This is a genomic window from Massilia sp. NBRC 108631, from assembly GCF_059704565.1.
In genome coordinates, this window is record NZ_BAAKJE010000244.1 from 30899 (window position 1) to 57544 (window position 26646).

The 26646-nt window shown below is 66.5% G+C and carries 22 protein-coding genes; 13 read left to right on the top strand and 9 right to left on the bottom strand.

From position 1 onward, the window contains the following. The first annotated feature begins 85 nt into the window (after positions 1-85). Positions 86-1069: a GGDEF domain-containing protein gene (locus tag AC6H42_RS26005; protein ID WP_057153569.1), complete on the top strand. Its 984-nt coding sequence runs from the start codon at positions 86-88 to the stop codon at positions 1067-1069. Here the strand turns inward: AC6H42_RS26005 and AC6H42_RS26010 are convergent. Beyond that, a complete protein-coding gene (locus AC6H42_RS26010) occupies positions 1066-1632 on the bottom strand; it encodes a DUF5610 domain-containing protein (RefSeq protein WP_057153568.1) in 567 nt (188 codons plus the stop codon). The two genes, AC6H42_RS26005 and AC6H42_RS26010, sit on opposite strands and share 4 nt — an antisense overlap. A 102-nt stretch (positions 1633-1734) precedes the next feature. On the opposite strand from AC6H42_RS26010, the gene sbcB reads away from it, so the two are divergent. Next, a complete protein-coding gene (sbcB, locus tag AC6H42_RS26015; protein WP_497549292.1) occupies positions 1735-3183 on the top strand; it encodes an exodeoxyribonuclease I in 1449 nt (482 codons plus the stop codon). A gap of 53 nt (positions 3184-3236) precedes the next feature. Here the strand turns inward: sbcB and pyrF are convergent, their stop codons facing one another. Beyond that, a complete protein-coding gene (gene pyrF, locus AC6H42_RS26020) occupies positions 3237-4061 on the bottom strand; it encodes an orotidine-5'-phosphate decarboxylase (RefSeq protein WP_057153742.1) in 825 nt (274 codons plus the stop codon). Positions 4062-4145: 84 nt separating this feature from the next. Here pyrF and AC6H42_RS26025 point away from each other — a divergent pair, with 84 nt between their 5' ends. Next, positions 4146-4910 carry an SDR family NAD(P)-dependent oxidoreductase gene (locus tag AC6H42_RS26025; RefSeq protein WP_057153566.1) on the top strand — a complete coding sequence of 255 codons (765 nt, stop codon included), beginning with the start codon at positions 4146-4148 and terminating at the stop codon, positions 4908-4910. 367 nt (positions 4911-5277) lie between these two features. Continuing rightward, positions 5278-5673, top strand: a complete 396-nt coding sequence (locus AC6H42_RS26030) for a VanZ family protein (protein ID WP_057153565.1) — start codon at positions 5278-5280, stop codon at positions 5671-5673. Here the strand turns inward: AC6H42_RS26030 and AC6H42_RS26035 are convergent. Further along, positions 5670-5975: a hypothetical protein gene (locus tag AC6H42_RS26035; protein WP_057153564.1), complete on the bottom strand. Its 306-nt coding sequence runs from the start codon at positions 5973-5975 to the stop codon at positions 5670-5672. The two genes, AC6H42_RS26030 and AC6H42_RS26035, sit on opposite strands and share 4 nt — an antisense overlap. Before the next feature lie 151 nt (positions 5976-6126). On the opposite strand from AC6H42_RS26035, the gene AC6H42_RS26040 reads away from it, so the two are divergent. After that, a complete protein-coding gene (locus tag AC6H42_RS26040) occupies positions 6127-6600 on the top strand; it encodes a hypothetical protein (RefSeq protein WP_497549293.1) in 474 nt (157 codons plus the stop codon). Between the two features lie 5 nt (positions 6601-6605). Here AC6H42_RS26040 and AC6H42_RS26045 read toward each other — a convergent pair whose 3' ends face one another. Beyond that, positions 6606-7484: a TraB/GumN family protein gene (locus tag AC6H42_RS26045; RefSeq protein WP_229418059.1), complete on the bottom strand. Its 879-nt coding sequence runs from the start codon at positions 7482-7484 to the stop codon at positions 6606-6608. 297 nt (positions 7485-7781) lie between these two features. Next, positions 7782-9299, bottom strand: a complete 1518-nt coding sequence (locus AC6H42_RS26050; RefSeq protein ID WP_497549294.1) for a dipeptidase — start codon at positions 9297-9299, stop codon at positions 7782-7784. A gap of 129 nt (positions 9300-9428) precedes the next feature. On the opposite strand from AC6H42_RS26050, the gene AC6H42_RS26055 reads away from it, so the two are divergent. The 5 genes from AC6H42_RS26055 (at position 9429) to AC6H42_RS26075 (ending at position 15245) form a co-directional block, all read left to right on the top strand. After that, entirely contained in the window at positions 9429-10439 is a 1011-nt protein-coding gene (locus tag AC6H42_RS26055) for an LLM class flavin-dependent oxidoreductase (RefSeq protein ID WP_057153561.1), read from the top strand. 72 nt (positions 10440-10511) lie between these two features. Further along, on the top strand, positions 10512-11954 hold the full coding sequence (locus tag AC6H42_RS26060) for a hypothetical protein (RefSeq protein WP_497549295.1): 1443 nt from the start codon (positions 10512-10514) through the stop codon (positions 11952-11954). Between the two features lie 192 nt (positions 11955-12146). Continuing rightward, positions 12147-13301 (top strand): MFS transporter, encoded by a 1155-nt coding sequence (locus tag AC6H42_RS26065; protein WP_497549307.1) that lies wholly within the window; start codon positions 12147-12149, stop codon positions 13299-13301. A gap of 111 nt (positions 13302-13412) precedes the next feature. Further along, entirely contained in the window at positions 13413-14054 is a 642-nt protein-coding gene (locus tag AC6H42_RS26070) for a hydrolase (protein WP_057153560.1), read from the top strand. Positions 14055-14261: 207 nt separating this feature from the next. Continuing rightward, positions 14262-15245, top strand: a complete 984-nt coding sequence (locus tag AC6H42_RS26075; RefSeq protein ID WP_057153559.1) for an AraC family transcriptional regulator — start codon at positions 14262-14264, stop codon at positions 15243-15245. 178 nt (positions 15246-15423) lie between these two features. On the opposite strand, the gene AC6H42_RS26080 is transcribed toward AC6H42_RS26075, so the two are convergent. Both AC6H42_RS26080 and AC6H42_RS26085 read right to left on the bottom strand, forming a co-directional pair. Beyond that, positions 15424-16572, bottom strand: a complete 1149-nt coding sequence (locus tag AC6H42_RS26080; protein ID WP_057153558.1) for an acyltransferase family protein — start codon at positions 16570-16572, stop codon at positions 15424-15426. A 56-nt stretch (positions 16573-16628) separates the two neighbouring features. Then, on the bottom strand, positions 16629-18278 hold the full coding sequence (locus tag AC6H42_RS26085) for a M28 family peptidase (protein WP_057153557.1): 1650 nt from the start codon (positions 18276-18278) through the stop codon (positions 16629-16631). Between the two features lie 144 nt (positions 18279-18422). On the opposite strand from AC6H42_RS26085, the gene gluQRS reads away from it, so the two are divergent. Further along, on the top strand, positions 18423-19334 hold the full coding sequence (gluQRS, locus tag AC6H42_RS26090) for a tRNA glutamyl-Q(34) synthetase GluQRS (protein ID WP_497549296.1): 912 nt from the start codon (positions 18423-18425) through the stop codon (positions 19332-19334). A 55-nt stretch (positions 19335-19389) separates the two neighbouring features. On the opposite strand, the gene AC6H42_RS26095 is transcribed toward gluQRS, so the two are convergent. Both AC6H42_RS26095 and AC6H42_RS26100 read right to left on the bottom strand, forming a co-directional pair. Further along, the gene (locus tag AC6H42_RS26095; RefSeq protein ID WP_497549297.1) at positions 19390-20916 is read right to left on the bottom strand and encodes an ATP-binding protein; all 1527 of its coding nucleotides are present in this window, start codon (positions 20914-20916) and stop codon (positions 19390-19392) included. An 87-nt stretch (positions 20917-21003) separates the two neighbouring features. Next, the gene (locus tag AC6H42_RS26100) at positions 21004-23547 is read right to left on the bottom strand and encodes an ATP-binding protein (RefSeq protein ID WP_162249876.1); all 2544 of its coding nucleotides are present in this window, start codon (positions 23545-23547) and stop codon (positions 21004-21006) included. A gap of 161 nt (positions 23548-23708) precedes the next feature. On the opposite strand from AC6H42_RS26100, the gene AC6H42_RS26105 reads away from it, so the two are divergent. After that, positions 23709-24428 carry a response regulator gene (locus AC6H42_RS26105; RefSeq protein WP_157200805.1) on the top strand — a complete coding sequence of 240 codons (720 nt, stop codon included), beginning with the start codon at positions 23709-23711 and terminating at the stop codon, positions 24426-24428. A 34-nt stretch (positions 24429-24462) separates the two neighbouring features. Further along, entirely contained in the window at positions 24463-26640 is a 2178-nt protein-coding gene (locus tag AC6H42_RS26110; protein WP_497549298.1) for an ATP-dependent helicase, read from the top strand. The last annotated feature ends 6 nt before the right edge of the window (positions 26641-26646 follow it).

Consider the following 26646-nt stretch of genomic DNA (forward strand, 5'->3'; position numbering starts at 1 on the left):
CACAAGGCGGCCGCGCAGTGTAGCCACGCGCGCGGTTTGCGCTATGATTGCCTCACAGTATTCATTCTTTTTTTCGGAACTTATCTTGAAGCAGATCACCACCTTTAGCGAGTCCGGCTACCGGATCGACGACTTGCAGCTGTTCCGCGATTCCGACGCCGCGCTGGCGGCGCGCTCGCTGGCGCACTGCCCCGTGGTGCAACTGCAGCAAGGCGAATCGGTCACCGACAGCAGCCGCGCGCGGCTGTATATCGTGCTCAGCGGCGCCCTGTCCGTAAGCGCCGACACCCGCACCGGCATGGCCGACGGCACCGTCAGCAAGGTGCTGCCGGGCGAGAGCGTGGGTGAGCAGTCGGTGCTGGACGAGGAAGCCAACCTGTCGGCCATGACGGCGCTGGAGACCAGCGAGCTGCTGGTGGTGGAGGCCGAAATCGTGTGGCGGCTGATCGACGAATCGAACGGCGTGGCGCGCAACCTGCTGCGCCTGCTGTCCTTCCGCATCCGCGCCGCCAACGCGCAGTTGCGCCGGCGCCAGAAACTGGGCGAGTTCTACCGCCAGATGTCGATGATAGACGGGCTCACCGGCCTGTACAACCGGGCCTGGCTGAATGACCTGCTGCCGGAAATGGTGGCCAGCGCGCACGGCGCCGGCAAACCGCTGTCGCTGATCATGATCGACCTGGACCATTTCAAGCTGTTCAACGACAGCCATGGCCACCTGGCCGGCGACCAGGCGCTGCGCGCGGCGGCGCAAGTGCTGAGCGGCGCCTTGCGGCCGTCCGATTGCGCGGTGCGCTATGGCGGTGAGGAAATGATGGTGCTGCTGCCGGACACCAGCGACAAGGTGGCCGTGGTGGTGGCCGAGCGCCTGTGCGAGCGCATTCGCCAGGCTGTGGTGTTCCGCGACATGCGCTTGCCGCTGCCGCACCTGACCGCATCGCTGGGCGTGGCCAGCCTGCTGCCGGGCCAGGACGACCATGGCCTGATCGCCACCGCCGACGCCGCGCTGTACCGCGCCAAGGACGGCGGCCGCAACCAGGTGGCGGTGCAGGAAACGCTGTTCTCCTAGGCGTTCGCGCCGTCGTCCGCCGGGGCCGGCGCCCGCTTGCTGTCGGCAAACTGCTGCAAGCCCTGCTTCACCAGCTCGTAGGTCTTGTCGATATTGCCGGCGATATCGCCCTGCAGCACCTGCAGCCCTTCCAGTATCCCGCGCGCCTCCTTGAAACCCTGGTCGACGCCGCCCTGGATGGTGTCCATGAACTTCTGCAGGACCGCTTCGTCGTCCAGTCCCTTGTTCTGCGCCTTGAAGGCGTCGAAGAACGCCGTGCTGAGCGATACGATGCGGCCCGCCGTCCCTTCCGGCGTATTGTCCTGTCCGGCCGCCTTCTGGATTGCGTCCGGGCCGAAGTCCGGCGCCAGCGCCTCGTTGATGCCGGTCAGCGCCGATTTGTAGAGCAGCGCCAGCGGTTCGTTGCCGGACTTGATGGCCACCGACATCGACGCTTCCATGATGGAAGTGTTGAGCTGCTGCCGCGCCTGCACCCGGGCCGGCGGCGCGGAATCGGTGGCGTCTGCCCTGGCCAGCGGCGCGGCAACCGCCCCGCCGGGCTTCAGTGAAGTCGGATTTACCATAATCGCTCTCCTTGTTTACGCCATTCCCCTTTATCATATCGGCCAGAAAACGGCGAACTGTAGCCCAACTGCAGCCATACCTCCCACCGATAGAACGAATCCATGAGCCAGCAAACTTTCCTTTGGCATGACTATGAAACCTTCGGCGCGCAGCCGCGCCGCGACCGGCCGGCCCAGTTTGCCGCGATCCGCACCGATGCCGACCTGAACGAGATAGGCGAGCCTATCATGCTGTACTGCCAGCCGGCGCCCGACTTCCTGCCCGATCCGCAGTCCTGCCTGATCACCGGCATTACCCCGCAGCAATGCCTGGAATGGGGTGTGCCCGAGCACAAGTTCGCCGCCACCGTCGAGCAGGCGTTTTCCCAGCCCGGCACGGTGGGCGTGGGCTACAACACCATCCGCTTCGATGACGAGGTGACGCGCTTCCTGTTCTGGCGCAACCTGATCGATCCCTATGCCCGCGAATGGCAGAACCAGTGCGGCCGCTGGGACTTGCTGGACGTGGTGCGCATGACGTACGCGCTGCGCCCGGAAGGCATAGAATGGCCGCTGCGCGAAGACGGCAAGCCCAGCTTCCGCCTGGAGCACCTGGCGGCAGCCAACGGCCTGCTGCACGAGTCCGCGCACGACGCGCTGTCCGACGTGCGCGCCACCATCGGCCTGGCACGCCTGATCAAGCAAAAGCAGCCCAAACTGTGGGACTTCTGTTTCGCCCTGCACAAGAAGGACCGCGTGGCCGACGAGATCGGCATGCATTTGCTGCCGCACCTGCGCCAGCCTTTCCTGCATGTGTCCGGCATGTTCCCGGCTGAGCGCGGCTGTATCGGGCTGGTATGGCCACTGGGCACGCATCCCACCAACAAGAACGAAGTCATCGTCTGGGACTGCGCTTACGACCCGAGCGAGCTGTATGGCCTGGACGCGGACACGGTGCGCATGCGCATGTTTACGCGCAGCAGCGAACTGCCGGAAGGCGTGACGCGGCTGCCGATCAAGAGCGTGCACCTGAACAAGTCGCCCATGCTGGTGTCCAACCTGAAGACGCTGTCGCCGGCGATGGCGGCGCGCTGGGGCATCGACGTGGAACAAGCCAGGCGCCACGCGCAGACGGCCGCGGCCGGGCCCGACCTGGCTGCGCTGTGGGCCCAGGTCTACCACCGTCCCGGCGCGGCCGAGGAAACCGATGTGGACGAGGATTTGTACGGTGGCTTCGTCGGCAAGGACGACCGCCGCCTGCTCGATGCAATGCGCAAGGAAACGCCGGCCAAGCTGGCCATGATGACGCCGCCGTTCGACGACGCACGCCTGGGCGAACTGGTGTTCCGCTACCGCGCGCGCAACTTCCCGCAGACCTTGAGCGAGCAGGAAGCCGAGCACTGGGAAGCGCACCGCGCCGCGCGCCTGTTCGACGGCGCCGCCGGGGCCAGGACGGTGGAGCAGTTGTTCGGCGAGATCGACCAGCTGTCCGAAACCGCCGACGAGCGCGGCGAGCAGATTCTCGGCGCGCTGTACGACTACGCGGAGATGGTGGCGCCGCAGCGCTACTAGGGGCGCTGGCGGCGCCGGCGGGCCAGGCGGCTGGCGCCGTAAGCCGCCGGTGCTCAGCCCGCGCGGTGGGCGTTGATCGCGTCGCGGGTTTCCTGCGCCACGCGGCGCGCGGCCATGGCGAAGTCCTCGCCGGGCTGCTGCGCGGCGTACAGGATGGCGCGCGAGGAATTGATCATCATGCCGGTGCCGTTCGCGGTGCGGCCGGCCGTCACGGTCGCGGCCACGTCGCCGCCCTGCGCGCCAACGCCCGGCACCAGCAGCGGCATGTCGCCGATGATGGCGCGCACCTGCGCCAGCTCCTCTGGGAAGGTGGCGCCCACCACCAGCGCGCACTGGCCGTTGGCGTTCCACTTCTCCGCCACCAGGCGCGCCACGTGCTGGTACAGCGGTTTGCCGTCCACGTTCAAGAACTGCAGGTCCGAACCGCCCGCGTTCGAGGTGCGGCACAGGACGATGACGCCGCGGTCGGCCCATTCCATGTACGGCTCCACCGAATCCGACCCCATGTAGGGGCTGACCGTCACCGCGTCCGCACCGTAGCGGTCGTAGGCTTCGCGCGCATACTGGCGCGCGGTGGCGCCGATGTCGCCGCGCTTGGAATCGAGGATCAGCGGGATGTGCGGGTAGTGCTGGCGCGCGTAGGCACAGATGGCTTCCAACTGGCGCTCGGCGCTCAGCGCGGCGAAATAGGCGATCTGCGGCTTGAACGAGCAGGCCAGGTCGGCCGTCGCGTCGATGATCTCTTTGCAGAAGTTGAAGATGCCGTTCGGGTCTTGCTGGAACTGGGCCGGCAGCTTGCCCATGTCTGGATCGAGGCCGACGCACAGCAGGGAGTCGTTGGCCGTCCATGCGGCATTGAGCTTGTTAATGAAATTCACGACCACCCCTCCGATTGAAATGCAAACCCGGCATTATAGCGTGAAGTAAAATTCGCCCCATCGATCAACCCCAGGAACCACACCATGAAACTATCCCAAAAAGTAGCCATTGTCACCGGCGCCACACAAGGCATCGGTCTCGCCTGCGCCCAGCGGCTGATCGCCGAGGGCGCCAAAGTGATGCTGGTGGACATCAAGCCGGAAGGCGCGCAAGCGGCCGAGGCGCTGGGCGACCAAGCCCGTTTCTACACTGCCGACGTGAGCCAGAAAGCCGACGTCGATGCGCTGGTGGCCGAAACCATGGCCGTGTTCGGCCGCATCGACATCCTGATCAACAATGCCGGCGTGACCCACAAGGCCGACTTCCTCGACCTGACCGAGGACGATTTCGACCGGGTGATGCGCATCAACCTCAAATCCATGTTCCTGTGCAGCCAGGCCGTGGCGCGCCAGATGGTCAGGCAGCACAGCGGCTGCATCATCAATATGTCCAGCGTCAACTCCGAACTGGCGATACCGGACCAGGTGCCGTACGTGGTGTCCAAGGGCGGTATCAACCAGTTGACCAAGGTGATGGCGCTGAACCTGGCCCAGCACGGCATCCGCGTAAACGGCATCGGCCCCGGCACCATCCTCACCGAGCTGGCCAAGAAAGCCGTACTGGGCAGCCCGGAGGCGCGCCACACCATCCTGTCGCGCACGCCGATGGGCCGCTGCGGCGAACCCGAGGAAGTCGCTTCCATCGCCGCCTTCCTGGCCAGCGACGACGCCACCTACATGACGGGCCAGACGCTGTTCGTCGACGGCGGCCGCCTGGCCCTGAACTACACGGTACCGGTCAAGGAATAAGCGGGACAGTTATATAAAAAACTTATGCCTGATATCTAAAACGAAAATTAGACATATATGCTGTGCCGCAGCATAATTGCACCTGTCTCCACTATTCTCCTCCAAGATAATAGTTTTAAGCCCGCTTTCACCAGCGGGCTTTTTTTTGCCCGGAATTTGTTTGCGCCCTCTTGAGAAATGTCACGCTGGCGTCATATGGGGCGTATAAACTTGTTTCATCTGCTGCACATGCAACCGATATGCGTGGCAACAGAACGGTGCGCCCAGTGCGCACCACCCGAATTCTCTGCTCTCTTGACCCGGATATGGGTTTTACGGCCCGCTTTAACCAGCGGGCATTTTTTTTGCCGCATGTTATCCTTGCACCATGCTTTCCCTACTTCAGCAAGTCGTCCTCACATCCGCCCACGCCAACTTGCGCTACCGCGCCGCACTGGTCCTCTACCTGATGATACTGGTGCTCGGCTCCATTCCCGGCGCCCGCAGCGACATCGGCTCGGTCGCGCCCGGCGTGGTGCTGCATTCCTGCGCCTATGCCGGCCTGACTTTTTTGCTGTTTACCGGCGGCACCGGCAGCGCGGCGCGGCGCGCCATCAAATCGGTGCTGACCATCATGGCGATGGGCGCGCTCGATGAGCTGGTACAGAGCTTGCTGCCCTACCGTCACGGCGCGGTTGCGGACTGGGCGGTGGACACCGCCGCCGCCCTCGTCACGGCCAGCATCATGTGGCTGCTGTGGAACCGCAACAAGGTGGCGGCCTAGCCCGGACTGCTCTTGCCTTCCGGGCCGTGCTGGCCGAACTCCAGCTCGCGCTGGCGGTGCCGCACATCCATTCCTATCTTGCGCAGAATGGCGCGGGTCTGCCGCTTGCGGCTGGCGCAGGCCAGGCTGCCGCTGGCCCGCTCCGCGTCCAGCCGCATTTCCAGCAACTGCTCGGCTTTCGCCAGGCGCACCAGTCCCAGCAGCGCCTGCGCATACGCATGGCGCTGGCGCATCCCCGGCTGCAGCCCGCAGGTAGCTGCGATCAAATCTTCAATTACCTTGTCGGTCCTGCGCTGGAACATAGCCCCCCCTATAGATTTCTGACACGCAATTATGGCCAAGCATTTCAGGTAATCGTTTGATATGCGTCAAGGGTGCACGCTTCAGGGGAAACGAATGGCATCATCGGAACTCCAAACTATTCGAGCGGATGCTCGCATAACGGAGATCATCATGAAGATAAAAAACACTTTACTGCCCTGCGCACTGCTTGCGCTGGCCGGCTGCGCCTCGGACCGCAGCACCTCGATGGACAATGGCGGCAGCACAGCCAGCAGGGGCAGCAGCACCAGCAGCATGGACGCCGGTACCGGGAGTACCGCCAGCACTGTGGGCCAGGCGGCTCCTGCCACGGCGTCGCCCGACGCGCGCAGCGCCGCCAGCATGGCGCAGGCCGGCACTCCAGGCAGCGGCGTGGTCCAGACCATAGACCAGATCACGCGGCAGGATGCCGCGTCAATGGGACTGTCCGCCGGTGCGGCGGCGGCCGGCGGCAGCATGGGCTCCCCCAGCGACAAGATCTACCGCGTTACCGTGCGCATGGACGACGGCACCACCCAGACCGTGCTGGCAGAAAGCATGCCCAGCTACAAGAGCGGTGACCGCGTGCGCTATGCCAACGGCATGATCTCGCGCGACTCGCAGTAAGTGGATCAGTAAATCTGTTCCACTTGGTAGCCGCGCTGGCGCAGCAGTTCGGGCACGCCCTGCGCGCCCAGCAGGTGCAGCAAGCCGACACCGACGAACGCCGTCTGGTCGGCCTTCATGATGTTTTCGATCGAGGCCGCCATCTCGGGATTGCGCTTGCCCAGCAGCGTACGGTCCATGAAGGCGGCGGACACGCTGTCGCCGCGTATCATGGATTGCAAGGCCTCGTTCATGCCTGGCGCATCCGCCTTGCTCCAGGCATCGATCAGGCTGGCGGTCTTTTTCAGCGCAACGCCGCTGGCCAGTTCAGCCAGGTTCTCACGCAGATAGGTTTCCTGCTGCGCGTCATTCATGGAGGCGAACAGGCCCAATTGATAATCCGCACTTTCCAGTTCGCGCAGCGGCTTGCTGTGCTGCGCGGCTTCCTTGAGCAGGAACTGCTCCACGCCCTGGCTACGCATATAGCCGTGCCGTTCCATCTCGGCGCCGATCAGCAGGTTCGCCAACAGCCACGGCCGGTATTGTTCCAGGTTGTCCAGCGACATGCCGGCACGGGCCAGCGCCTGCTGCAGCAGGGCCAGCGTTTCACGCGACAGGTGATTGCGGATGGAATCGCCCTTCGGATAGCGGCCGTGCGCGGCCAGGGCCTCCTGGAACGGTTCGCTGGCACGCACGTCCAGTTCCAGCACCAGCGCATTCGAATCGGCCAGCGCACGCGTCACTTGCGGTTCCAGCGGGAAGAAGGCCTGCTTGCCTGCGTGTACCGTGCCGAACAGATAGCTGGTGCGGCCGTCGTGCTGCACCTTGAACAGCGCGCCGCGGCGCGGCGCCGCCGCTTCCATGGCAGCGGCAATGGCGCCGGCCGGCTGCGCGTGCGCGCTCATTTCCATCTCGGCGCTAACGGCTGGCTGGCAAACAAGCTGGCAAACAGCAAACAGCAATGCACAAACTGACAATGATATACGTGGCATGCAGAGTCCCCTGCCGGGATCGTTGACGATCCGGCATCCCAAATGGTGAGTGAAAAGGATGAGATTTAGCTAAGAAGCGGCGTGAAAGTAGGCCTTGTTGCGATTGATAGTAAGGCTTATTTTTCCGCGTGGGAATACACAATGGGGCGGACTGAGCAAAAAAAACGCGGCGCACCAACAAAAGTGCGCCGCGCCGATATCAAGCTTGCATCAACGTGCCAGTTCGACCAGCACAGCGGTGTACATCTGCAGGTTCAACAGCAACTGTTTGGTGGTAATGAACTCATGCTCGGAGTGGCCGGTATAGGCCGTGCCCGGCATGGCCGGACCGAAGGCCACGGCTTTCGGGAACAGGCGCGAGTTGGTGCCGCCGCCGATCGAGATCGGCTTGGCGTTCTGGATGCCGGTGTAGTGCGAGAACACGTCCAGCAGCACCGGCAACTGCGGCGCATCCGCCTGCACCCACGGCTCGCCGATCTGCATGGCGATGGCGGCCTGCGGCGCATGGGTGCGCTTCCACTGGTCGAAGGCCTGCTGGAACTCCGCTTGCAGCTGGGGGCCGGGCTTGCCTTTCGGGCGGCGGATATTGATGTTCAGCTCGATACCGCCATCCTTTTGCTTGAGCACGGTGGGCGCCACCGTCATCGGTCCCATGAAGTCGTCGCGGTAGGCCACCTTGCCGAAGCGCTCGCCGTGGATGCCGGTGCCGACCAGGTCGTTGAGCATGGTCACCATGCCGGCGGCGGCGGTGGCTTTCCATGGCTGCACCTTGAGTGCGTCGGCCAGCATGCTGATGGCGTTGACGCCGTCTTCCGGCTTGGACGAGTGCGCCGACAGCCCGAGCGCGGTGATTTTCAGCGCGCGCCCCTGCCAGGCGTACTGGTAGCGCATGCCCTTCTGCGCGGCGGCGCGCGCGCGTATCCGTTTTTCCAGCGCCGGCGTCGCGTTGGCGATCACGGCGCTGGCGTCTTCCGGAATCTGGCTGCCGAAGAAGCCGCCCGCAAACTCGCTCAGCAGCGGGCCTTTGCTGTCCGCCGCGGCCGGGACAGGCTGGGCGGGCATGGTCACTTTCACCGCGCCCCAGCCTTTCTCGGCCGTCACCACCGGATACTCGGCGTCCAGCGTGATGTTCATCTGAGGCGGCGTGTGGTCTTTCAGGAAAGCCTCGAGCGGCGCCCAGTCCGATTCCTCGGCCATGTACACGTACAGTTCCAGGCGCTTTTTCAATGCCACCTTCTGGTCCTGGATGGCCTTCATCGCATACATGGCAGTGGCGATCGGACCCTTGTCGTCTTCCGAGCCGCGCGCGATCAGGCGGCCCGGCTCGCTGGTGCTGTCCAGCTCGAAGGGTGACTTGGCCCACTTGGCCGGATTCACCGGCTGCACGTCGCCGTGCGTGATGATGCCGACCCGGTCAGCACTCTCCCCCAGGCCGATTACCACGACGTAGCCATGGTCTTTGTAGTCCAGGCCCAGGCGCGCGGCCTCCTCTTTCAGCATCTGCTTGAAGGCGATGTGCTGCGGGTTCTTGTCGGCCGTGTAAGCCGGATCCGCCACGGTGTTGTAGCTGACCATGGCGGCCAGCGCGGCGGTCATCTGTTGCGGATAGGTTTCAACTGCGTAACGGGCGGTGGCGGTGGCCGCCTCGCTCAGCGCGGCGGCCTGGGCGCCCGGGTAGAGCACGGCCTGCGCCAGCATGGTTATCAATGCAATTTTTTTCAGCTTCACGTCTCGTCTCTTGGGTTAGTGTTAGTGTTCTGGACAAAATTTCAAAAAAGCCAAACAAGTGTAACGGAAAGGCCATGAGCGCGTCAGGGCCTTCATTGAAACCCGGCTTGCCGCCGCCATATCACAGCCATGACGCCATTTTCCATACTCGACCTCTCCCCCATCGCGCTTGGCAGCGATGCCGCCGCCTCGCTGCGCAACACGCTCGATCTGGCCCAGCACGGTGAACGCTGGGGCTACCAGCGCTACTGGCTGGCGGAACACCACGGCATGCCGGGCATCGCCAGTGCCGCCACGTCGGTGGTGATGGCGCACGTGGCGGCCGGCACCAAGACCATCCGGGTCGGTGCGGGCGGCATCATGCTGCCGAACCACTCGCCGCTGGTGATCGCCGAGCAGTTCGGCACGCTGGAAGCGCTGCACCCGGGCCGCATCGACCTCGGCCTGGGCCGCGCACCCGGTTCGGACCAGACCACCGCGCGCGCCCTGCGCCGCAGCCTGGCATCCGACGCGGACGAGTTCCCGCAGGACGTGCTGGAGCTGCAGGACTACCTGTCCGACGCGCCGCGCCAGCAAGTGCTGGCGGTGCCCGGCAAAGGCGCCAAGGTGCCGCTGTGGATACTCGGCTCCAGCCTGTTCGGTGCGCAGCTGGCCGCGCACCTGGGCCTGCCCTATGCGTTCGCCTCGCATTTCGCGCCGGCGCAGATGATGCAGGCGGTGGCGCTGTACCGTGCCAACTTCAAGCCGTCGGCGCAGCTGGACAAGCCGTATGTGATGCTGGGCTTCAATGTGTTCGCGGCCGACACCGACGAAGAAGCGCAACTGCTGGCCACCTCGATGCAGCAGGCCTTCGTCAACCTGCGCACCGGCCGGCCGTCGCAGTTGCCGCCGCCGCTGGCCAACTACCGCCAGAGCCTGGGCCCGCAGGAAAACGCCATGCTCGATTCGGTGCTGTCCTGCTCGGCGATCGGCTCGCCGCAGACGGTGAAAAAACAGCTGCAAGGCTTTATCGACAGCACCCAGCCGGACGAACTGATGATCACCTCGCAGATCTTCGAGCACAGCAAGCGCCTGCATTCCTACCAGATCACGGCCGGTCTCCGCGAGCGGCTTGAGCCAGCGCAAATGCGCACGCCTTAAGCATAGCCATACCTCTCCTGCCTGCTTAACTGGAACAGGGCAGCTTGCCCGGCCACGCAGCAGGAGAGTGCAATGAAAACCCCGACCGCCACGGGCAGCGCCGTCGCCGCCTTTGCCATCCGCATCGCCACGCTTGCCGCCGCCGCTGCCATTGCGGCCGCCGTTTTCGCCGCGCAGCCCGTCCAGTCCCATCCGCCTGCGCCGCCGGAGCGTCCCACCAGCTACATGAAGGTGGACATCACCGAAGACTTCGGCGCAACGCTGGCGCGCATGCGCGCCGCGCGCGCCGCCCTGATGCAGCGCCAGCGCGAGCTGCTGGCCCAGCGCTATGACCTGGCCAACCGTCCCAGCGGCGCCACCATGTTCCGGGGCAAGCCTGTGCAAGGTGGGGTGCGCGTCAAGCTGCCAGCGGGCATGAGCTGGCAGCGCCTGGCCGACCTGGGCGCCGACGACATCCGCGCGCGCGACCTGTTCCCGGCCGGCTTCCTGCCGCTGCCGCATCCCAATCACGCCGAGGGCGGCATGCTGTTCCCGCAATTCCAGATCGACGAACTGAAGCGCCAGGAGCAGCGCGACCTGACCCGCTTCGACCTCGACTTCGACTTGCCCGACCACTTCCTGCCCGAGTTCCCCGCGCCGATCTTCCTCACCACGCGGCCCGACCTGGGCGACGTGTCCGGCGGCAAGCTGCTCACCATCGACAACTTTCACGGCATGTTCAATGGCCTGCTCAATCCCAAGCAGCTCGAAGGCCTGCGCCTGCTGCTCACGCCCTTCCCGCAGCAGCAGTTCAACCAGACCGAAGACCGCCGCGCCGAGCGTCCCAGCCGCGGCGTGGCCTGCCTGGACTGCCATGCCAACGGCCACAGCAACGGCGCCACGCACCTGGTGGGCGACATCCGCCCGCAGATCTTCCGCCACCGCATCGACACGCCAACCTTGCGCGGCTTGAACATCCAGCGCCTGTTCGGCTCGCAGCGCGCGCTCAAGACGGTGGAGGACTTCACCGAGTTCGAGCAGCGCGCCGCCTACTTCGACGGCGATCCGGTGATCGCCACCAAGAAAGGCATCAACCCGCTCGAGCGCGGCAGCCAGGTGCATTTCATGGCCGAGTTCCAGGCGCTGCTGGACTTCCCGCCCGCGCCCAAGCTGGGCATCAACGGCAAGCTCGACCCGAACAAGGCCAATGACAGCGAGCTGCGCGGCCAGGCACTGTTCTTCGGCAAGGCCCAATGTTCCACCTGCCACGCCGCGCCCTACTACACCGACAACCTGATGCACAACCTGAAAACCGAACGCTTCTACAAGCCGCGCATCGTCAACGGCATGATGGCCGCGTCAGACGGCCCCATCAAGACCTTTCCCCTGCGCGGCATCAAGGAATCCCCGCCCTATCTGCACGACGGCCGCCTGCTGACCTTGGAAGACACGGTGGAATTTTTCAACCTGATCCTGGAAACCAGGCTCAGCGAAAAAGAAAAAGCCGACCTCACCGCCTTCCTGCGCACGCTGTAGCGGCGCCGCCATGCCCGGCCGGATATACCCGTCATATCCGGCCGCCGCCAGCAGGGATCTGGATTCCCCACTACAATGTTTGTCCGGCTAAGCCCGCCATTTTCCAAGCAGGGCCTGGCACTCGTAGTTCTGCATCCAGGAGTTCCGTTGACCACCAATCCAACCATCGCCGTGCCGGGGATTTCCTCCGGCATGGTACTGCTGCTGGCGACCGCCACCGGCCTTATCGTCGCCAATCTGTATTACGCGCAGCCGCTGGTCGGCCCCATCAGCCTGGCCACCGGCCTGTCGCCCGGCGCTGCGGGGCTGATCGTCACGCTGACACAGATCGGCTATTGCCTGGGCATGATTTTCATCGTCCCGCTGGGCGACCTGCAGGAAAACCGCCGCCTCATCGTCACCTGCCTGGCGGCCACCTCGGCCGCGCTGCTGGTGGCCGCCAGCACCAGCAACGCCGGCCTGTTCCTGGCCGCCGCGCTGTGCATCGGCCTGGGCTCGGTAGCGGCCCAGGTGGTGGTGCCGTTCGCCGCCCACCTGGCGCCGCCCCACATGCGCGGGCAGATCGTCGGCAAAGTGGTGTCGGGCCTGCTGATGGGCATCATGCTGGCGCGCCCGGTGTCCAGCCTGGTCACCGACGCGCTCAACTGGCACGCCATCTTCGTGCTGTCGGCTATCGGCACGGCGCTGCTGGCCTTGCTGCTGCACCGTAAGTTGCCCAAGCGCCAGCCGGTATCGACCATGCCTTACGGCGCACTGCTGGCCTCGCTGTGGCAGTTGCTGAAGAGCACACCCGTGCTGCGCCGCCGCGCCGCCTACCAGGCCTGCATGTTCGGCGCCTTCAGCCTGTTCTGGACCACGGTGCCGCTGGTGCTGGCGGCGCCGTATTTCGGCCTGTCGCAAACCGGCATCGCCATCTTCGCGCTGGCCGGCGTGGCCGGCGCCATCGCCTCGCCGTATGCCGGCCGGCGCGCCGACCAAGGCAAGAGCCGCGCCACCACCGGCATGGCGCTGGCCGCCGCGCTGCTGGCCTTCGGCACGCCGCTGCTGCTGCAGGGCGGGCGCATGTTCGACCTGGGTTTGCTGGTGGCCGCCTCCATCGTGCTCGACGCCGGCGTGTCGGCCAGCCTGGTCACCGGCCAGCGCGCCATCTTCGCGCTGGGCGAAGACGTGCGCAGCCGGCTGAACGGCTTGTACATGGCGATCTTCTTCTGCGGCGGCGCCATCGGCTCCTCGCTGGGCGCGTGGATGTACGCCCACCACGGCTGGCACGGCGTGCTGCTGACCGGGCTCGCGTTCCCGCTGATCGCCGCGCTGGTATATGCCAGCGAATTTATCGGCAAGGAGTAACGCTCTCCCGTAAGCAAGAGCAGGGGCAGTCCTTATAGCAGACGTGCAAATCAGGCAAAGCTGGCAAAGTGCGAACGTGCTTTGCCACCCCTACTTTTCACGGAGAGAACCATGTCCTACAACACCCTGCTCAACCCGCAAGACTGCGTGCTGGCCCTGATCGACCACCAGCCGCAAATGCTGTTCGGCACCATGTCTCACGAGCGCACCGCCATCCTGCACAACGCGCAAATCCTGGCCAAGACCGCCAAGCTGTTCGGCGTGCCGACCATCCTGACCACCATCGCGTCGGAAACCTTCAGCGGCCACCTGATCCCGGAAATCCAGTCCGTGTTCCCGGACCAGAAGCCGATCGACCGCACCTCGATGAACTCGTGGGAGGACCAGAACTTCAAGGACGCCATCAAGGCCACCGGCCGCAAGCGCGTGATCATCGCCGGCCTGTGGACCGAAGTGTGCGTGACCTTCCCGACCCTGCAGATGCTGGCTGAAGGCTACGAGATCTTCGTGCCGACCGACGCCTGCGGCGACACCACCATGGAGGCGCACGACCGCGCCATCCAGCGCATGATCCAGGCCGGCGCCACGCCGACCAACTCGCTGCAGTGGATGTGCGAACTGCAGCGCGACTGGGCGCGCGGCGAGACCTACGACGGCTGCATGGACATCTTCAAGGCTCACTCGGCCTATGGCATCGGCATCCGCTACGCCAAGCAGATCCTGGGCGAACACGCCAACGAAGGCGGTAAGTAATCTCCCCAAGGGGCGGCGCCCGCCGCCCCTGCCCTGCTTCCTATCCTGCCCCCCCCCTTAGCACGAAACCGCGTCCTGCGCGATAGAGTCCCGCGTCTAATTTTTTGCTGCTGGCGCCGGTAAATTTCATGCGTTAATAATTTACAAAAAAGACGCAGCGCGAACCGTCAAAAATAAGCACGGTCGTTCGCAATGGAGACATGGGACATGAACGAAGCACTCTTGGGACCCGGCACGGGCTACTCGTCCGCCCTGCACCTGGTGCGCGGCGTCAAGTCGCGCCTGGCGCATTCGGGCGTGCAAGCCGAAGCGCTGTTCCAGCAGGCCGGCCTGGACGAAGGCGACGGCCTCGCGTGCGACGCGCTCGCGCTGTCCGATAAACTGAGCCATCTCTGGTCGCTGCTGGTTGAGCACTCGCGGGACCCGCTGATCGGCCTGAAGATATCGACGCCGCACCGCCTCGGCTGGCTGGGCGTGATGGGTCACATCATGCTGGTCTCGCCCACCGTGCAAAGCAGCATCGAGCGCTGCCACGGCCACACGCGCGTGGGACTGGTGCTGCCCGGCGCGCAGCGCGTGGTGCCGCAACAGCGCTATGACTTCGTCTGGTGCGTGCTGCTGCGCAGCCTGCGCAGCGCGGCCGGCAATGACGAGGCCAGGCCGGTGCAAGTGGAGTACGCCTTCCCGGAACCGGCCAACGCGGACATGTACGCGCAGACTTTCGGCTGCCCGGTCCATTTCAACCGTCCCCACAACGTGATGGAATTTGCCGACGCCGACCTGGTGTCCGCGCTGCCCGGCTACCGGGGCGGCAGCGGAGTGCTGGCCAGCCTGGCGCAGGCGCAGCCGCCGACCATCGGCGCGCGCGTGCAAGCGATGGTGGCGGCCATGCTGCCGAAAGGCCCGCCGCAGCGCGAAGACATGGCCGCGCACATGATGATGAGCGAACGCACCTTGCAGCGGCGGCTGGCGGAGGAAGGCACCAGCTTCACCGCGCTGGTGGACGACACGCGGCGCGAACTGGCACGCCAGTCGCTGGCTGCCGGCGAGCTGTCACTGAAGGTGCTCAGCTTCCAGCTCGGCTTCTCGGAGCCCAGCGCGTTCTACCGCGCCTGCAAGCGCTGGTTCGGCATGACGCCGTCCGACCTCGTCAACCACGCGCCTGCAAGGGAAACCAAGGGCAAAGGCTAAGCGTCGGCCCTGGCCTGCTTCACCGTGCCGGCCACCCGGTGTAGCGACCGCTGCGTGACCCGCAACGGTCCGCCAAAGCCTGTATCGAAGGCGGAACGGTCGTATGGCGGAATGGCATCGACATGGCGCCCGAGCCCCTTTATCTGGAGTCCAGGTAGCACTCGCCGTTCGTCCCGCATTACACCTTAACGTACCAGCGCCGGCGCCACATGAACCAGGCCACCGCAAACATGGCGGCGTTGAACAACAGCGCGTGCAGCAGCGAGGCGGCCTCCGGCTGCAGGGGCAGCGCCTTGATGGGCGCGTACAGCATGGCGCCGAGCGGGCGCTGCGTGCCGTCCTCCTGCGCGAACCTGATGAAGCCCAGCATCTTGGCCACCAGGCCGGAGAAGGCGAAAATGAACAGCGCGTTCATGCCGTAGATGATGAAGAACTTCGCCCCGCCTTGCGCCTTGGCGCGCAGCCATGGCGACGGATTGGCGTCCAGCAGCCAGTAGAAGACCGAGAACATCAGCAGCGCCCAGCCGCTGATGAACAGGCAGTAGGACGTGCTCCACAAGCTCTTGTTGATCGGCATTAGCACCACGTCCAGCATGGCGCCGGCAAGCAGCAGCGCCAGGCCGGCCAGCATCATCCACACGGTTTGTTCGGGCCGCGCGCGCTGCGCCATCAGCCAGCGCCCGGCCAGCACGCCGATCAACTGGCTGCACAGCGCCGGAATGGTGGTGAACAGGCCTTCCGGGTCCCACGTCTTCGATTGCGCCCACATATGGCCGCTGAGGAACTGGCGGTCCAGCCAGGCGCCGAAGTCACGGCCAGGTTCCAGCACGCCGGCGCCCACCACGCCGTTCACATCCGGCACCGGCACCAGCAGCATCACCGCGCTGTAGCACGCCAGCAGGCCGGCAATCCACCAGGTGACCTGGCGCCAGTTGAAATACACCACCAGCGGCGCCGCCAGCACGGTGCACAGCGCAATGCGCTGCAGCACGCCGGGGATGCGCACACTGGACAGGTCGAAGCGCGGGATGTAGTTGAGCAGGAAGCCGATCAGGAAAATCAGCAACGCGCGCTTGAACAGCTTGCGCAGCAAGGCGCCCTTGTCCGCGCCGGCATCCGCCGCGCGCCCTAGCGAAAACGCCATCGAGATGCCGCCGATGAACAGGAAGAAAGGGAAGATCCAGTCGGTGAAGGTCCAGCCGTTCCAGTGCGCGTGCGCCAGCTGCGAGTACAGATGGCTCCAGTCGCCGGGATTGTTCACCAGCAGCATGCTGGCGATGGTGAAGCCGCGAAAGGCGTCAAGGGAAGTCAGGCGCGTGGCTGTCATGGGGCAGTCGTCTAAAAAACAAAAACCGCCCGGAGGCGGCTGGGGTTTGCAAACCGTTACTTGGCGCGGGCCTTGCCGAAGGCGTCGCCGGCTTTCCACTCGGGCATCTTGGGCGCGTCGGCCACCATGCGGCCCAGATTAAGCGCGAACTGCGCGTGCTGCGTCATGCCCGCCAGGTCCCAGGCCGGATCATATTCATCCGACACCTGGTGATAGCGCTTGCTGTAGGCCTCCGTCTTGGTTTTCGCAGCCGCCTTGTCACCCAGGTAGTCCCGGCCCGAGGTAATCGAAAAGGCCGGCACGCCCACCTTGGCGAAGCTGAAGTGGTCGCTGCGGAAGTAGCCGCCCGACAGGTCCGGCTTGGCTTCGGCGATGACCATGTTCATGGCCTTGGCGGTCGCTTCGGCCATCTTGCCCAACTCGGTGCGCTCGCTGCCCGCCGCGCCGATATCGCGCGTGACGCCGATGAAGTTCAGGCTGTCCAGGTTCAGGTTGGCGGCCGTCTTGGCCAGTGGCCACAGCGGCGCGGTGGCGTAGGCCTCGCTGCCCAGCAGGCCCTGCTCTTCGGCCGCCACCCACAGGAACATCTGGCTGCGCTTGGCCGGATTGAGCGACGCGGCCCTGGCCATGGCCAGCAGCGCGGCAGTACCGGAGGCGTTGTCGACGGCGCCGTTGAAAATTGTGTCGCCTTCGGTGCCCTGCTTGCCCAGGTGGTCCCAATGCGCACTGTAGATCACCACTTCGTCCTTCAGCTTGGGATCGGTGCCCGGCACCACGCCGGCCACGTTGAACTGCTCCAGGCGGCGCACGGCGGCCTTCATCTCGCCGGACACTCTGGCTTTCAGCGGCACCGGCTGGAAGTCCTTGCTTTCAGCGGCGGCGCGCAGCGCGTCCAGGTCCTGGCCGGCGGCCCTGAACAGGGCGCGCGCGGTGTCGTCGGTCATCCAGCCTTGCAGGCCGGTGCCAACGTCGCCTTGCGCCAGCTGGAAGCGTTCCACGTTGTCCCAGCTGTTCTGGATCACGCTCCAGCCGTACGATGCGCTCGGCGTGGTGTGGATCAGCAGCACGCCGGCGGCGCCCTGGCGCGCGGCTTCCTCGAATTTATAAGTCCAGCGGCCGTAATAGGTCAGCGCCTTGCCACCGAAGCGGTTCGGCTGTTCGGCGGTCGGCTGCGGGTCGTTCACCATCATGACCAGCACTTTGCCTTTCAGGTTCTGGCCCTTGAAATCGTTCCACCCTTCTTCGGAGGCGCTGGTGCCGTAGCCGACGAAGACCAGTTCGGCATCCAGGCTGTGCGCAGCTTGCGCATCGCCGGGCGCCCATACCCAGTCCTTGCCGAAGGAAGCCGGCAGCGCGGCGCCGTTGGCTTCCAGGCGCAGCGAGCTTTCGGCCGGCAGCGACTTCACGCCCGCGATCTGCACCGCCTGGCGGAAGCTCTTGCCGGACAGCGGCTTGAGGCCGGCAGCCAGCGCCTGGGTTTCCAGGTAAGCCACCGTCAGGTCGCCTCCGCGCTGGCCGGTGCCTCGTCCTTCCAGCAGGTCGCTGGACAGGAAAGCCAGGTGGGCGCGCAGCGGCGCTTCCTGCACCTTGGGCTGCTGTTGCCCGGCGGCCTTGACCGCCTTCGGTGCGGCGGCGTGCGCCGGGAAGGACAGCGCCAGGCTGGCGGCAATGGCGCATGCCAGCGCGGATGGGAACAGTTTCTGCATAGTGTCTGATCTTGTCTGATATGGAGTCGATGAAAGCGGCCACATCGCCGCGCGAGCATTGTATGCGAAGTTTCCCGCATGTCCATTGCGCGCTGCAGCAAGCGCAGGTTGACGCGCACCGCGCCGGTCGGGGATACTTTTCACATGACGTCAGCCCGCCCTCCCTACATCGGCCGTTTCGCGCCCTCGCCCACCGGCCCCCTGCACCTCGGTTCGCTGGTGGCGGCCATGGCCAGCTATCTGGACGCCAAAGTGCACCACGGCCAGTGGCTGGTGCGCATCGAGGACCTGGACCGCGACCGCAACGTGGCCGGTGTGGACCAGCACATCCTGGCGTCGCTGCAGCGCTGCGGCATGCAGTGGGACGGCGAAGTGACGCGGCAGACCTTGCGCACGGATCTGTACCAGGCTGCGCTGGCGCAACTGGAGGCGGCCGGCGCGGTGTATCCCTGCGCCTGCTCGCGCAAGGAGATCCAGGACTCTCAAATCCGCCTGGGGCATGCGTCCTCGGCGCTGGTGTATCCGGGCACCTGCCGCAATGGGCTGGCCGCGGGCAAGACCGCGCGCGCGGTGCGCCTGCGCACGCCGCAGGCGCCGCACCGCGTGCTCTGCTTCGAAGACCGCTGGCACGGCCGGGTGTGCCAGGACCTGACCGCCGAGGTGGGCGACTTTGTGGTACGCCGCGCCGACGGCTTCTGGGCCTATCAGCTGGCGGTGGTGGTGGACGACGGTGCGCAAGGCGTCACCGACATCGTGCGCGGCGCGGACCTGCTGGACTCCACCCCGCGCCAGATTTACCTGCAAGCGCTGCTGGGACTGCCCCAGCCGAGGTATCTGCACGTGCCGGTGGTGGCGAACGCGGACGGCGAGAAACTGTCCAAGCAGACCGGCGCGCGGGCTTTCGACAACGGCGCGCCGGTGGCGCAACTGCTGGAGTCGGCGCTACTGCCGGCGGCGCGCTTTCTCGGGCTGGATGTGCAGGCGGACAGCGTGGAGCAGTTCTGGCGCGGCGCGGTGCCGGCCTGGGCGCGCCTGCTGGAGATGCGCAGGGCCTGAACAGAGCGTGCGCAGGCGGCGCGGTGGCGCGCAGTAGCGGCGCAACGTCGGCAACTCAGAGCGGCGCGCCGCCAAGCGCTACGTAATGCGTCAGGATCACGTCATGCTCGCCGCTTTCAGCCAGCTTGGCCGCCGCGTAGCTGCGCGTGGTTTCCAGCATGCGGTAGCGCGCCGCGCCGGTATCGGACACCGTGGCCAGCATCGACTTGCTGACCAGGCTGGATAGCGCGTCCATCGCCTGTTCCAGCCCTTCCCGGTTATCCGCGCCGATGGACAGCGCCTCCTCCAGCGAAAAACGGCGCCGGAACACCGACAGCCGGTGCAGCAGTTTGCGCTCGCTTTCGCCCAGCAGGTCATAGCTCCAGTCCAGCGTCGCCTCCAGGGTGCGGTGCCTCACCTTGGCCGTGCGCCGGCCGCCCTTGAGCAGGTAGCAGCAGTCGTCCAGGCGCGCCACCAGGCCGCGTATGCCCAGCAGTTCCACCCGCGCGGCGGCCAGCTCGATGGCCAGCGGTATGCCGTCCAGGCGGCGGCAGATGTCGGCGATCTGCGGCGCCTCCGGGTCGCCCAGCGCCAGTCCGGCCGCGCTGGCCTGCACCCGCTCGGCGAACAGCTGCACCGCCGCATACGCCATGGCTTGCGCCATCGTCAGCGGCGGCGCGCCGGCGCCCGGCGCCGGCTCGGGCGGCAGTTCCAGCGCCGGCAGGCGGTGCACCCACTCGCCTTCGGCGCGCAGCGGCTCGCGGCTGGTGGCCAGCAGGCGCACGCCGGGCGCGCCGTGCAGGATCTGCTCGGCCAGCAGCGACACCGCTTCCAGCACATGCTCGCAGCTGTCCAGGATCAGCAGCAAGTGGTGACTGCGCAGCGCAGCCACGATGGCTGCCGTGTCCATCGCCGCCGGGCGTTCCATCACCAGCGCGGCGGCCAGCGCCTGCGGTACCTGCTCGGCGCGCGTCAGCGGAGCCAGGTCGACGAACACCGTGCCTTGCCGCCAGTGGGTTTGCATGCGCTCGGCCGCCGCCAGCGCCGCCGTGGTCTTGCCCATGCCGCCGGTGCCGACGATGGTGACGAAACGGCGCTCGGACAATTGCTGCTGCAGCGTCGCCACCGTTTGCTCGCGGCCGAAAATGCGCGTGGCGCAGGGCGGCAGGCCGTCGCTCTGCGGCAGATAGACCGTCTTGGCCTGCGCCATGGTTGATTGCTCGCCAGAAAGCGGCAGCGCCTGCGCGGCGTGCGCGGTGTGCGCCACCTGTCCGGCCTCGCTGCGCACCACCGGCGTGATGAAGCAATAGCCGCGCCCCACCACGTTTTCGATGTGGCGCTCGCCCAGCGTCCTGCGCAGCGCGGCAACGTGCACGCGCAAGTTGCCTTCCTCGACCACGGTATTGGGCCAGGCGCGCGCAATCAGCTGGTCCTTGGTCACGGTTTCCCCCGCGCGCTCCAGCAGCACGTGCAGGATGTCGATGGCGCGGCTGCCCAGGCGCAGCGGGCGGTCATCTTCATAAAGCAGGCGGCGCGCCGGAAAAAAACGGAACGAATTGAAAGCCAGCACCGGCTCGCTTGCCTCTGTGGCGTCGTAAAACATGCGGTCCTCTTAGACGCGGTACGTGTTCAAACCTGCAGTATGCCAGCTGTGCGTGTCTCAGGCATGACGCGGAAGCGGCCAATTGTGTCAACTGACATGCGGCCCGAAAATCTGCGCCAGCGCTTGCGCCAGCTCCGTCATGGAATACGGCTTGCGCAGCACCCCGCCCGCGCCGCCCTGCCGGGCCAGCGCCGCGCCCGCATAGCCGCTGGCCAGCACAATGGGGATGCCGGCGCGGATGGCGCGCAGCCCCCGTATCAGCTCCGACCCCGTCATGCCGGGCATGCGTTCGTCAGTGATCACCGCGTCGTACTGCTGCGGCGCCGCCGAGAACGCGGCCAGCGCCTGCGCCGGCGAAGTGTAGGCGGCATGCCGGTAGCCCAGGTCGTCCAGCATGGTCCCGGCCAGGCGCGCCAGCGCTTCCTCGTCGTCCACCACCAGCACGCGCTGGCCCTGGCCGCGCGGCGGGGCCGGCAGCGCGGCGCCGCCGCCGGCCGCCACGTCGCCGCAGCGCGGCAGGAAGACCGTGAAAGTGCTGCCCTCGCCTACGGTGCTGGCCACGCTGACCGCACCGCCCAGCTCCGTGACGATGGCGTGCACCATCGACAGTCCCAGCCCGGTGCCCACGCCGACTTCCTTGGTGGTGAAAAAGGGATCGAAGATGCGTCCCAGGATGGCGGGCGGTATGCCGGCGCCGGTGTCGCTCACGGTGAGCACGATGTAGTCCGCCGCCGCAATGCTGCCGATGGTGGCCAGCGCATGCTCGCCGACGCTGCGCGTCTCCAGCGCCACCCGCAGCAGGCCGCCGCCTTCCATCGCCTGGACGCCGTTCAGCATCAGGTTGCTCAGCACCTGGTGCACCTGGGTGGAGTCGCCCAGCAAGGCGGCGCTGCCGGCCTGCAGGCTGGCGCTCACTTGCACCCCGTCCGGCAGCTTGGGCGCCAGCTGGTCCAGCGCCTCGCGCATCACCGCCTCCACCTGCACCGCCACCCGCTCGCCCATGCCGCAGCGGCTGAAGGCCAGGATGCGGTCCACCAGCGCCCGCCCGCGCTCGCCGGCCGCCACGATGTGGCCCACGTCGCGCCGCAGGCGGCTGCCCTCGGGCGCGTCGCGCAGCGCCATTTCGCCGTAGCCGAGTATCGAGGCCAGGATGTTGTTGAAATCGTGCGCGATGCCGCCCGCCAGCGTGCCCATGGCCTCCAGCCGCTGCGCCAGGCGCAGCTGCTCTTCCAGCCGGCGCCGCCCGGTCACGTCGCTGACGGCGCCGGTCCAGCGCACCGGCGTGCCGGAGGCGTCGCGCTGGCACATGCCGGTCAGGTGTATCCAGCGCAATTCGCCGCGCGGCAGCATGCGGATTTCCAGGTCGAAGCGCGCGCTGCGGCCGGCGAAATGCTCGGCCGCCGCCTTCTCCCACTTCGGCTTGTCCTCCGGGTGGAAGGGAAACCGCGCCAGGAAATCGGCGCGCCCGGCAAACACCGTGTCGGGCGGGAAGCCGTACAGTTCCAGCATGCGCGGCGAGCCGTAGAACTCGTCCTTCTGGATGTCCCAGTCCCAGTGCCCCTCGCCTGCCGCGCTCATGGCCAGCGCGTAGCGCTGCTCGGAAGCGCGCAGCGCGGTCTCGCTGCGCACCCGGTCGGTGACGTCGGTGGTGGCGGCGTTCCAGCGCACCAGCCGGCCCTGCGCGTCGCGCGAACACAATCCGGTCAGCTTGAGCCAGCGCACCTCGCCGCGCACGATGATGCGCAGCTCCAGCTGCAGGCGGATGGTGCTGCCGGCGAAATGTTCGGCCAGCTGGTCGATCACGCGCTGGCGGTCTTCCGGATGGTAGGGAAAGCGCGCCGTGAAATCGGCGCGGCCGGCGAACACGGTGTCCGGCGGCATGCCGCACAATTCCAGAAAGCGCGGCGAGGCGTAGAAGGTATCGGTGGCCACCACCCAGTCGGTGTGGCCGTCGCCTGCCGCGTTCACCGCCAGCTCATAGCGTTCCTCGGAGCGGCGCAAGGCCGCCATCGACGTGCAGCGCTCAATGGCGATGCTGGCCAGGTCCGAAAAGCGCGCCATGACGTTGCGCTGCACGGCCGTGGGCAGCGCAATGTGGCGCGCATACACGCCGAAGGTGCCCAGCACCTTGCCGGCGCTGGACAGGATGGGCATGGACCAGCAGGCCCGCAAGCCGTATTCCAGCGGCAGGCGGCGGTACTTGTCCCATAAAGGGTCGCTGGCGATGTCGGATACGAACACCGGCTCGCGGCGCCAGGCCGCGGTGCCGCAGGAGCCTTCGCCGGGGCCGATCAGCGCCGAGCCTTCCAGCGCCACCATGAAGTCGGGCGGCATATTGGGCGCCGAGCCGGGACGCAGCAGGGTACCGCCCTCGTCCATCAGCAGCACCGAGCTCACCGCGTCCTCGGCCACCTCGTCGAACAGGCGGCAGCAGGCTGCCAGGATGCCGTCCAGCGGTTCGGCGCGCGCGATCATTTCAAGCAGCCGCTTTTCGCCTGCCAGCAGGCGCGCCGGCACATCCTGCTCCGCCGCTGCTGCGGCGGCAACAAGACTGGCGGCGGACTGCATGGCTGGCTCGGTGGCGGTCGGACGGTCCATGGCGTGGGCGGAATGGGTGGCTAATTGTGTCACAGTTTGGATCGCAGTTCGTGCCACAGTTATGCACTGCGGTGAAAGCAACAGTATGCTGCGCCGGGGCCGCAATGTGTCAATTGACATCAATGGGAGCGGTAACTATCCTGTTACAATCTTCTGGCGGCGGCATGCCGCTATCCCAACGGGGCGGACCTTCGATGGCAGGCGAAACGCACGTGCTGGTGGTGGACGACGACGCAGGCGTGCGCCAGATGATCGTCGACTATCTGGGCGATAACGACATCCGCGCCACCGCCCTGCCCGACGGCCGCGAAGTGGACCGCGTGATGGCCGATGAGCTGATCGACCTGCTGATCCTGGACCTGAAACTGCCCGGCGAGGACGGCATGCACATCGCGCGCCGCCTGCGCGACCATTCCAACCTGCCCATCATCATGCTCACCGGGCGCCGCGACGAGGCCGACCGCGTCATGGGCCTGGAACTGGGCGCCGACGACTACCTGACCAAGCCTTTTTCGCCGCGCGAGCTGCTGGCCCGCATCCGCGCCCTGCTGCGCCGCGCGCGCGCCCAGCAGTCGGTGGCCGACGGCCTGGCGCGGCTGCGCGCCTACCGTTTCGCCGGCTGGGTGCTGAACGTGCGCCTGCGCCGCCTCACCTCCCCCGCCGGCGCCGAGGTGGCGCTGACCAACAACGAGTTCAACCTGCTGGCCGCCTTCCTGGCCGCCCCGCAGCGCGTTCTGTCGCGCGAACAGCTGCTGGACATGTCGCGCCTGCACAATGACGAGGTGTACGACCGCGCCATCGACGTGCAGGTCGGCCGGCTGCGCAAGAAGCTCGAGCCGGACGGCGACGCCTTCATCCTCACTGAACGCGGCGCCGGCTACCGCTTCACGGCGGAGGTCGAGACGGTGCGCTAGCGAGCCCGCCTGCGCCGCAAGGTATACTGGCAGGATGACCGAATCCAATACGCCCCGCTTCACTCCGCAAGGCCTGATACGCACCCCGGAACAGACCGCCATCCAGCTGGCCCAGAACAAGGTGGTGTTGATCGACGCCAACGCCGGCGCGGCCAAGACCACCACGCTGGCCCTGCGCATCGGCGAGGCGCTGGCGCGCAAGCTGCCGCCCGAGCAGGTCCTGGCGCTGGTGTTCACGCCCGAAGCGCGCGACGTGATGCGCCAGCGCCTGCTGGACATCGGCATCCCCTACGCCACCGCCTCGCGCGTGGACGTGGCCACCTTCGAGGACTTCTCGGCGCGCATGCTGGCCCAGAGCGGCAGCGGCGGCGCCGAGCGCCTGCCGCAGGCGCGCCAGCTCAAGCCCTACGTGCTGCATGCGCTGGAGCGCGTGAGCGAGCGCTACACCGGCCAGGTGGACTACCTCGACATCCGCACCCACAACATCGCACTGTCGCAGTTCCTGGACATCCAGCTCACGCTGAAGGCCACCATGGCGCTGGACGCTGACCTGGAGTACATGGAACTGGAGGAAGCGGCCGACCTGCTCAAAGTGCCGCTGACCGACTACCTCACCACCTGCGAATACGAAACCATGCGCCTGGGCGGCGACGAGGGCGCCGAGTTCCGGGGACCGTTCGACGCCACCTACGACCTGGCCTGCATGCTGTCGCAGTCGTCCGAGAACGCGCAGGCGCTGCCGGCCTACCGCGTGGTGGTGTGCGACGAACTGCACGACCTGAACGAGGCCGCCTTCCGCATCCTCAATGCACTGCTGGCGCGGCCGGACTGCTACTTCGTCGGCGCCGGCGACAAGGACCAGGTGATCTACTCCAGGCTCGGCGCCAGCCAGGAATTCCTGGAACACCGCTTTGCCCGCAACTACCCCGGCCTGAAGCACTACCCGCTGACCTACACCTACCGCCACGGCCCGCACCTGGCCTACGCCATGAAGGAGTTCAAGAACAAGCCGGTGGAATCGAGCCTGCCGTTGCACACCGAAATCAGGCAGGCGCACTACGCCGACGCCGAGGCCTGCGGCGAGCAGGTGGTGGCCGCCATCAGGGCCTGGAAGCGCGACGGCTACCCGCTGGAGGGCTGCGCCATCCTGCTGCGCGACCGGCACCAGTCCATCGCCGTGGAAAACGCGCTGCTGAAGGCGAAGATAGGCTACCGCACGCCAGCCATGGCGGGCTATTTGCAGCGCGACGAAATCCTGTTCTTGCGCGGCATGGTGGCGATCGCGCTGCGCGACCTGGAGGCGGTCAAGTCGCTGGAAGTGCGCGCCGCCATCGTCGAGGCGCTGGCCGTGTTCGGCGAAGTAAACCTGGCGCCGCAGCGGCTGGACATGGCCAAGCGCGAAGTGGCGCGCACACCCTCGCTGCTGGGCGACTTCTACACGCTGTACATCGAGGGCGACGGCGGCAACTACGGCAGCAGCGGCAGCAGCGCCATGCGCGCCGTGATCGCCGCCGCCATCGCCCACGCCGCCGCGCTCGACCCGGCCACCGGCGCGGCCGAGGCACTGCGCGGCATCTGCGGCCAGATGAATTTGGAACAGGCCGCCAAGCGCATCTTCGTGCGGCCCTACGAGGCCAGCGTGGTGTCGAAATCCGTGGCCGGCTTCCTGGCCTTCGCCGAACAATCCGGCCAGACGCTGGCCGAATTCTGGCAAACGCTGAACGCGGCCGAAGCCTTCGCCAGCCGCAAGCGCGAAAAAGATTACGTCACGCTGGACTGCGCCGCCAACGCCAAGGGCAAGGAATTCGCGCACGTGATCCTGCCGTTCCTGGAAACGGGCGAATTCCCCAACCCGATGTTCGCCGCCAGCGAAGAGGAAAACCTGTTCTACGTGGCCGCCACCCGCGCCAAGGCGCGCTTGACCTTGCTGTGCCCGGCGGACGCGGCGCTGCGCAGCGCCTACCTGGCCCGCATGCGCCTCGCCCCCACCGCCGCCGCCGCCGAACTGGCTATCGCGCGCAATAGTGACGCTGCACAACAACAGTCGCAGCATCAATCGCACACGCCGACCGAGCGCCATTACCTGAGCGCCACCATCCATGAAGCGCAGCAAGTGAAGGCGCTAGGCGCGAAATTCGACTGGACGCGCAAGGCGTGGTACCTCGAGCCGGGCACGGACCAGGCCCCGTTCACCCGCTGGCTGACGCGCTGAGCGGCC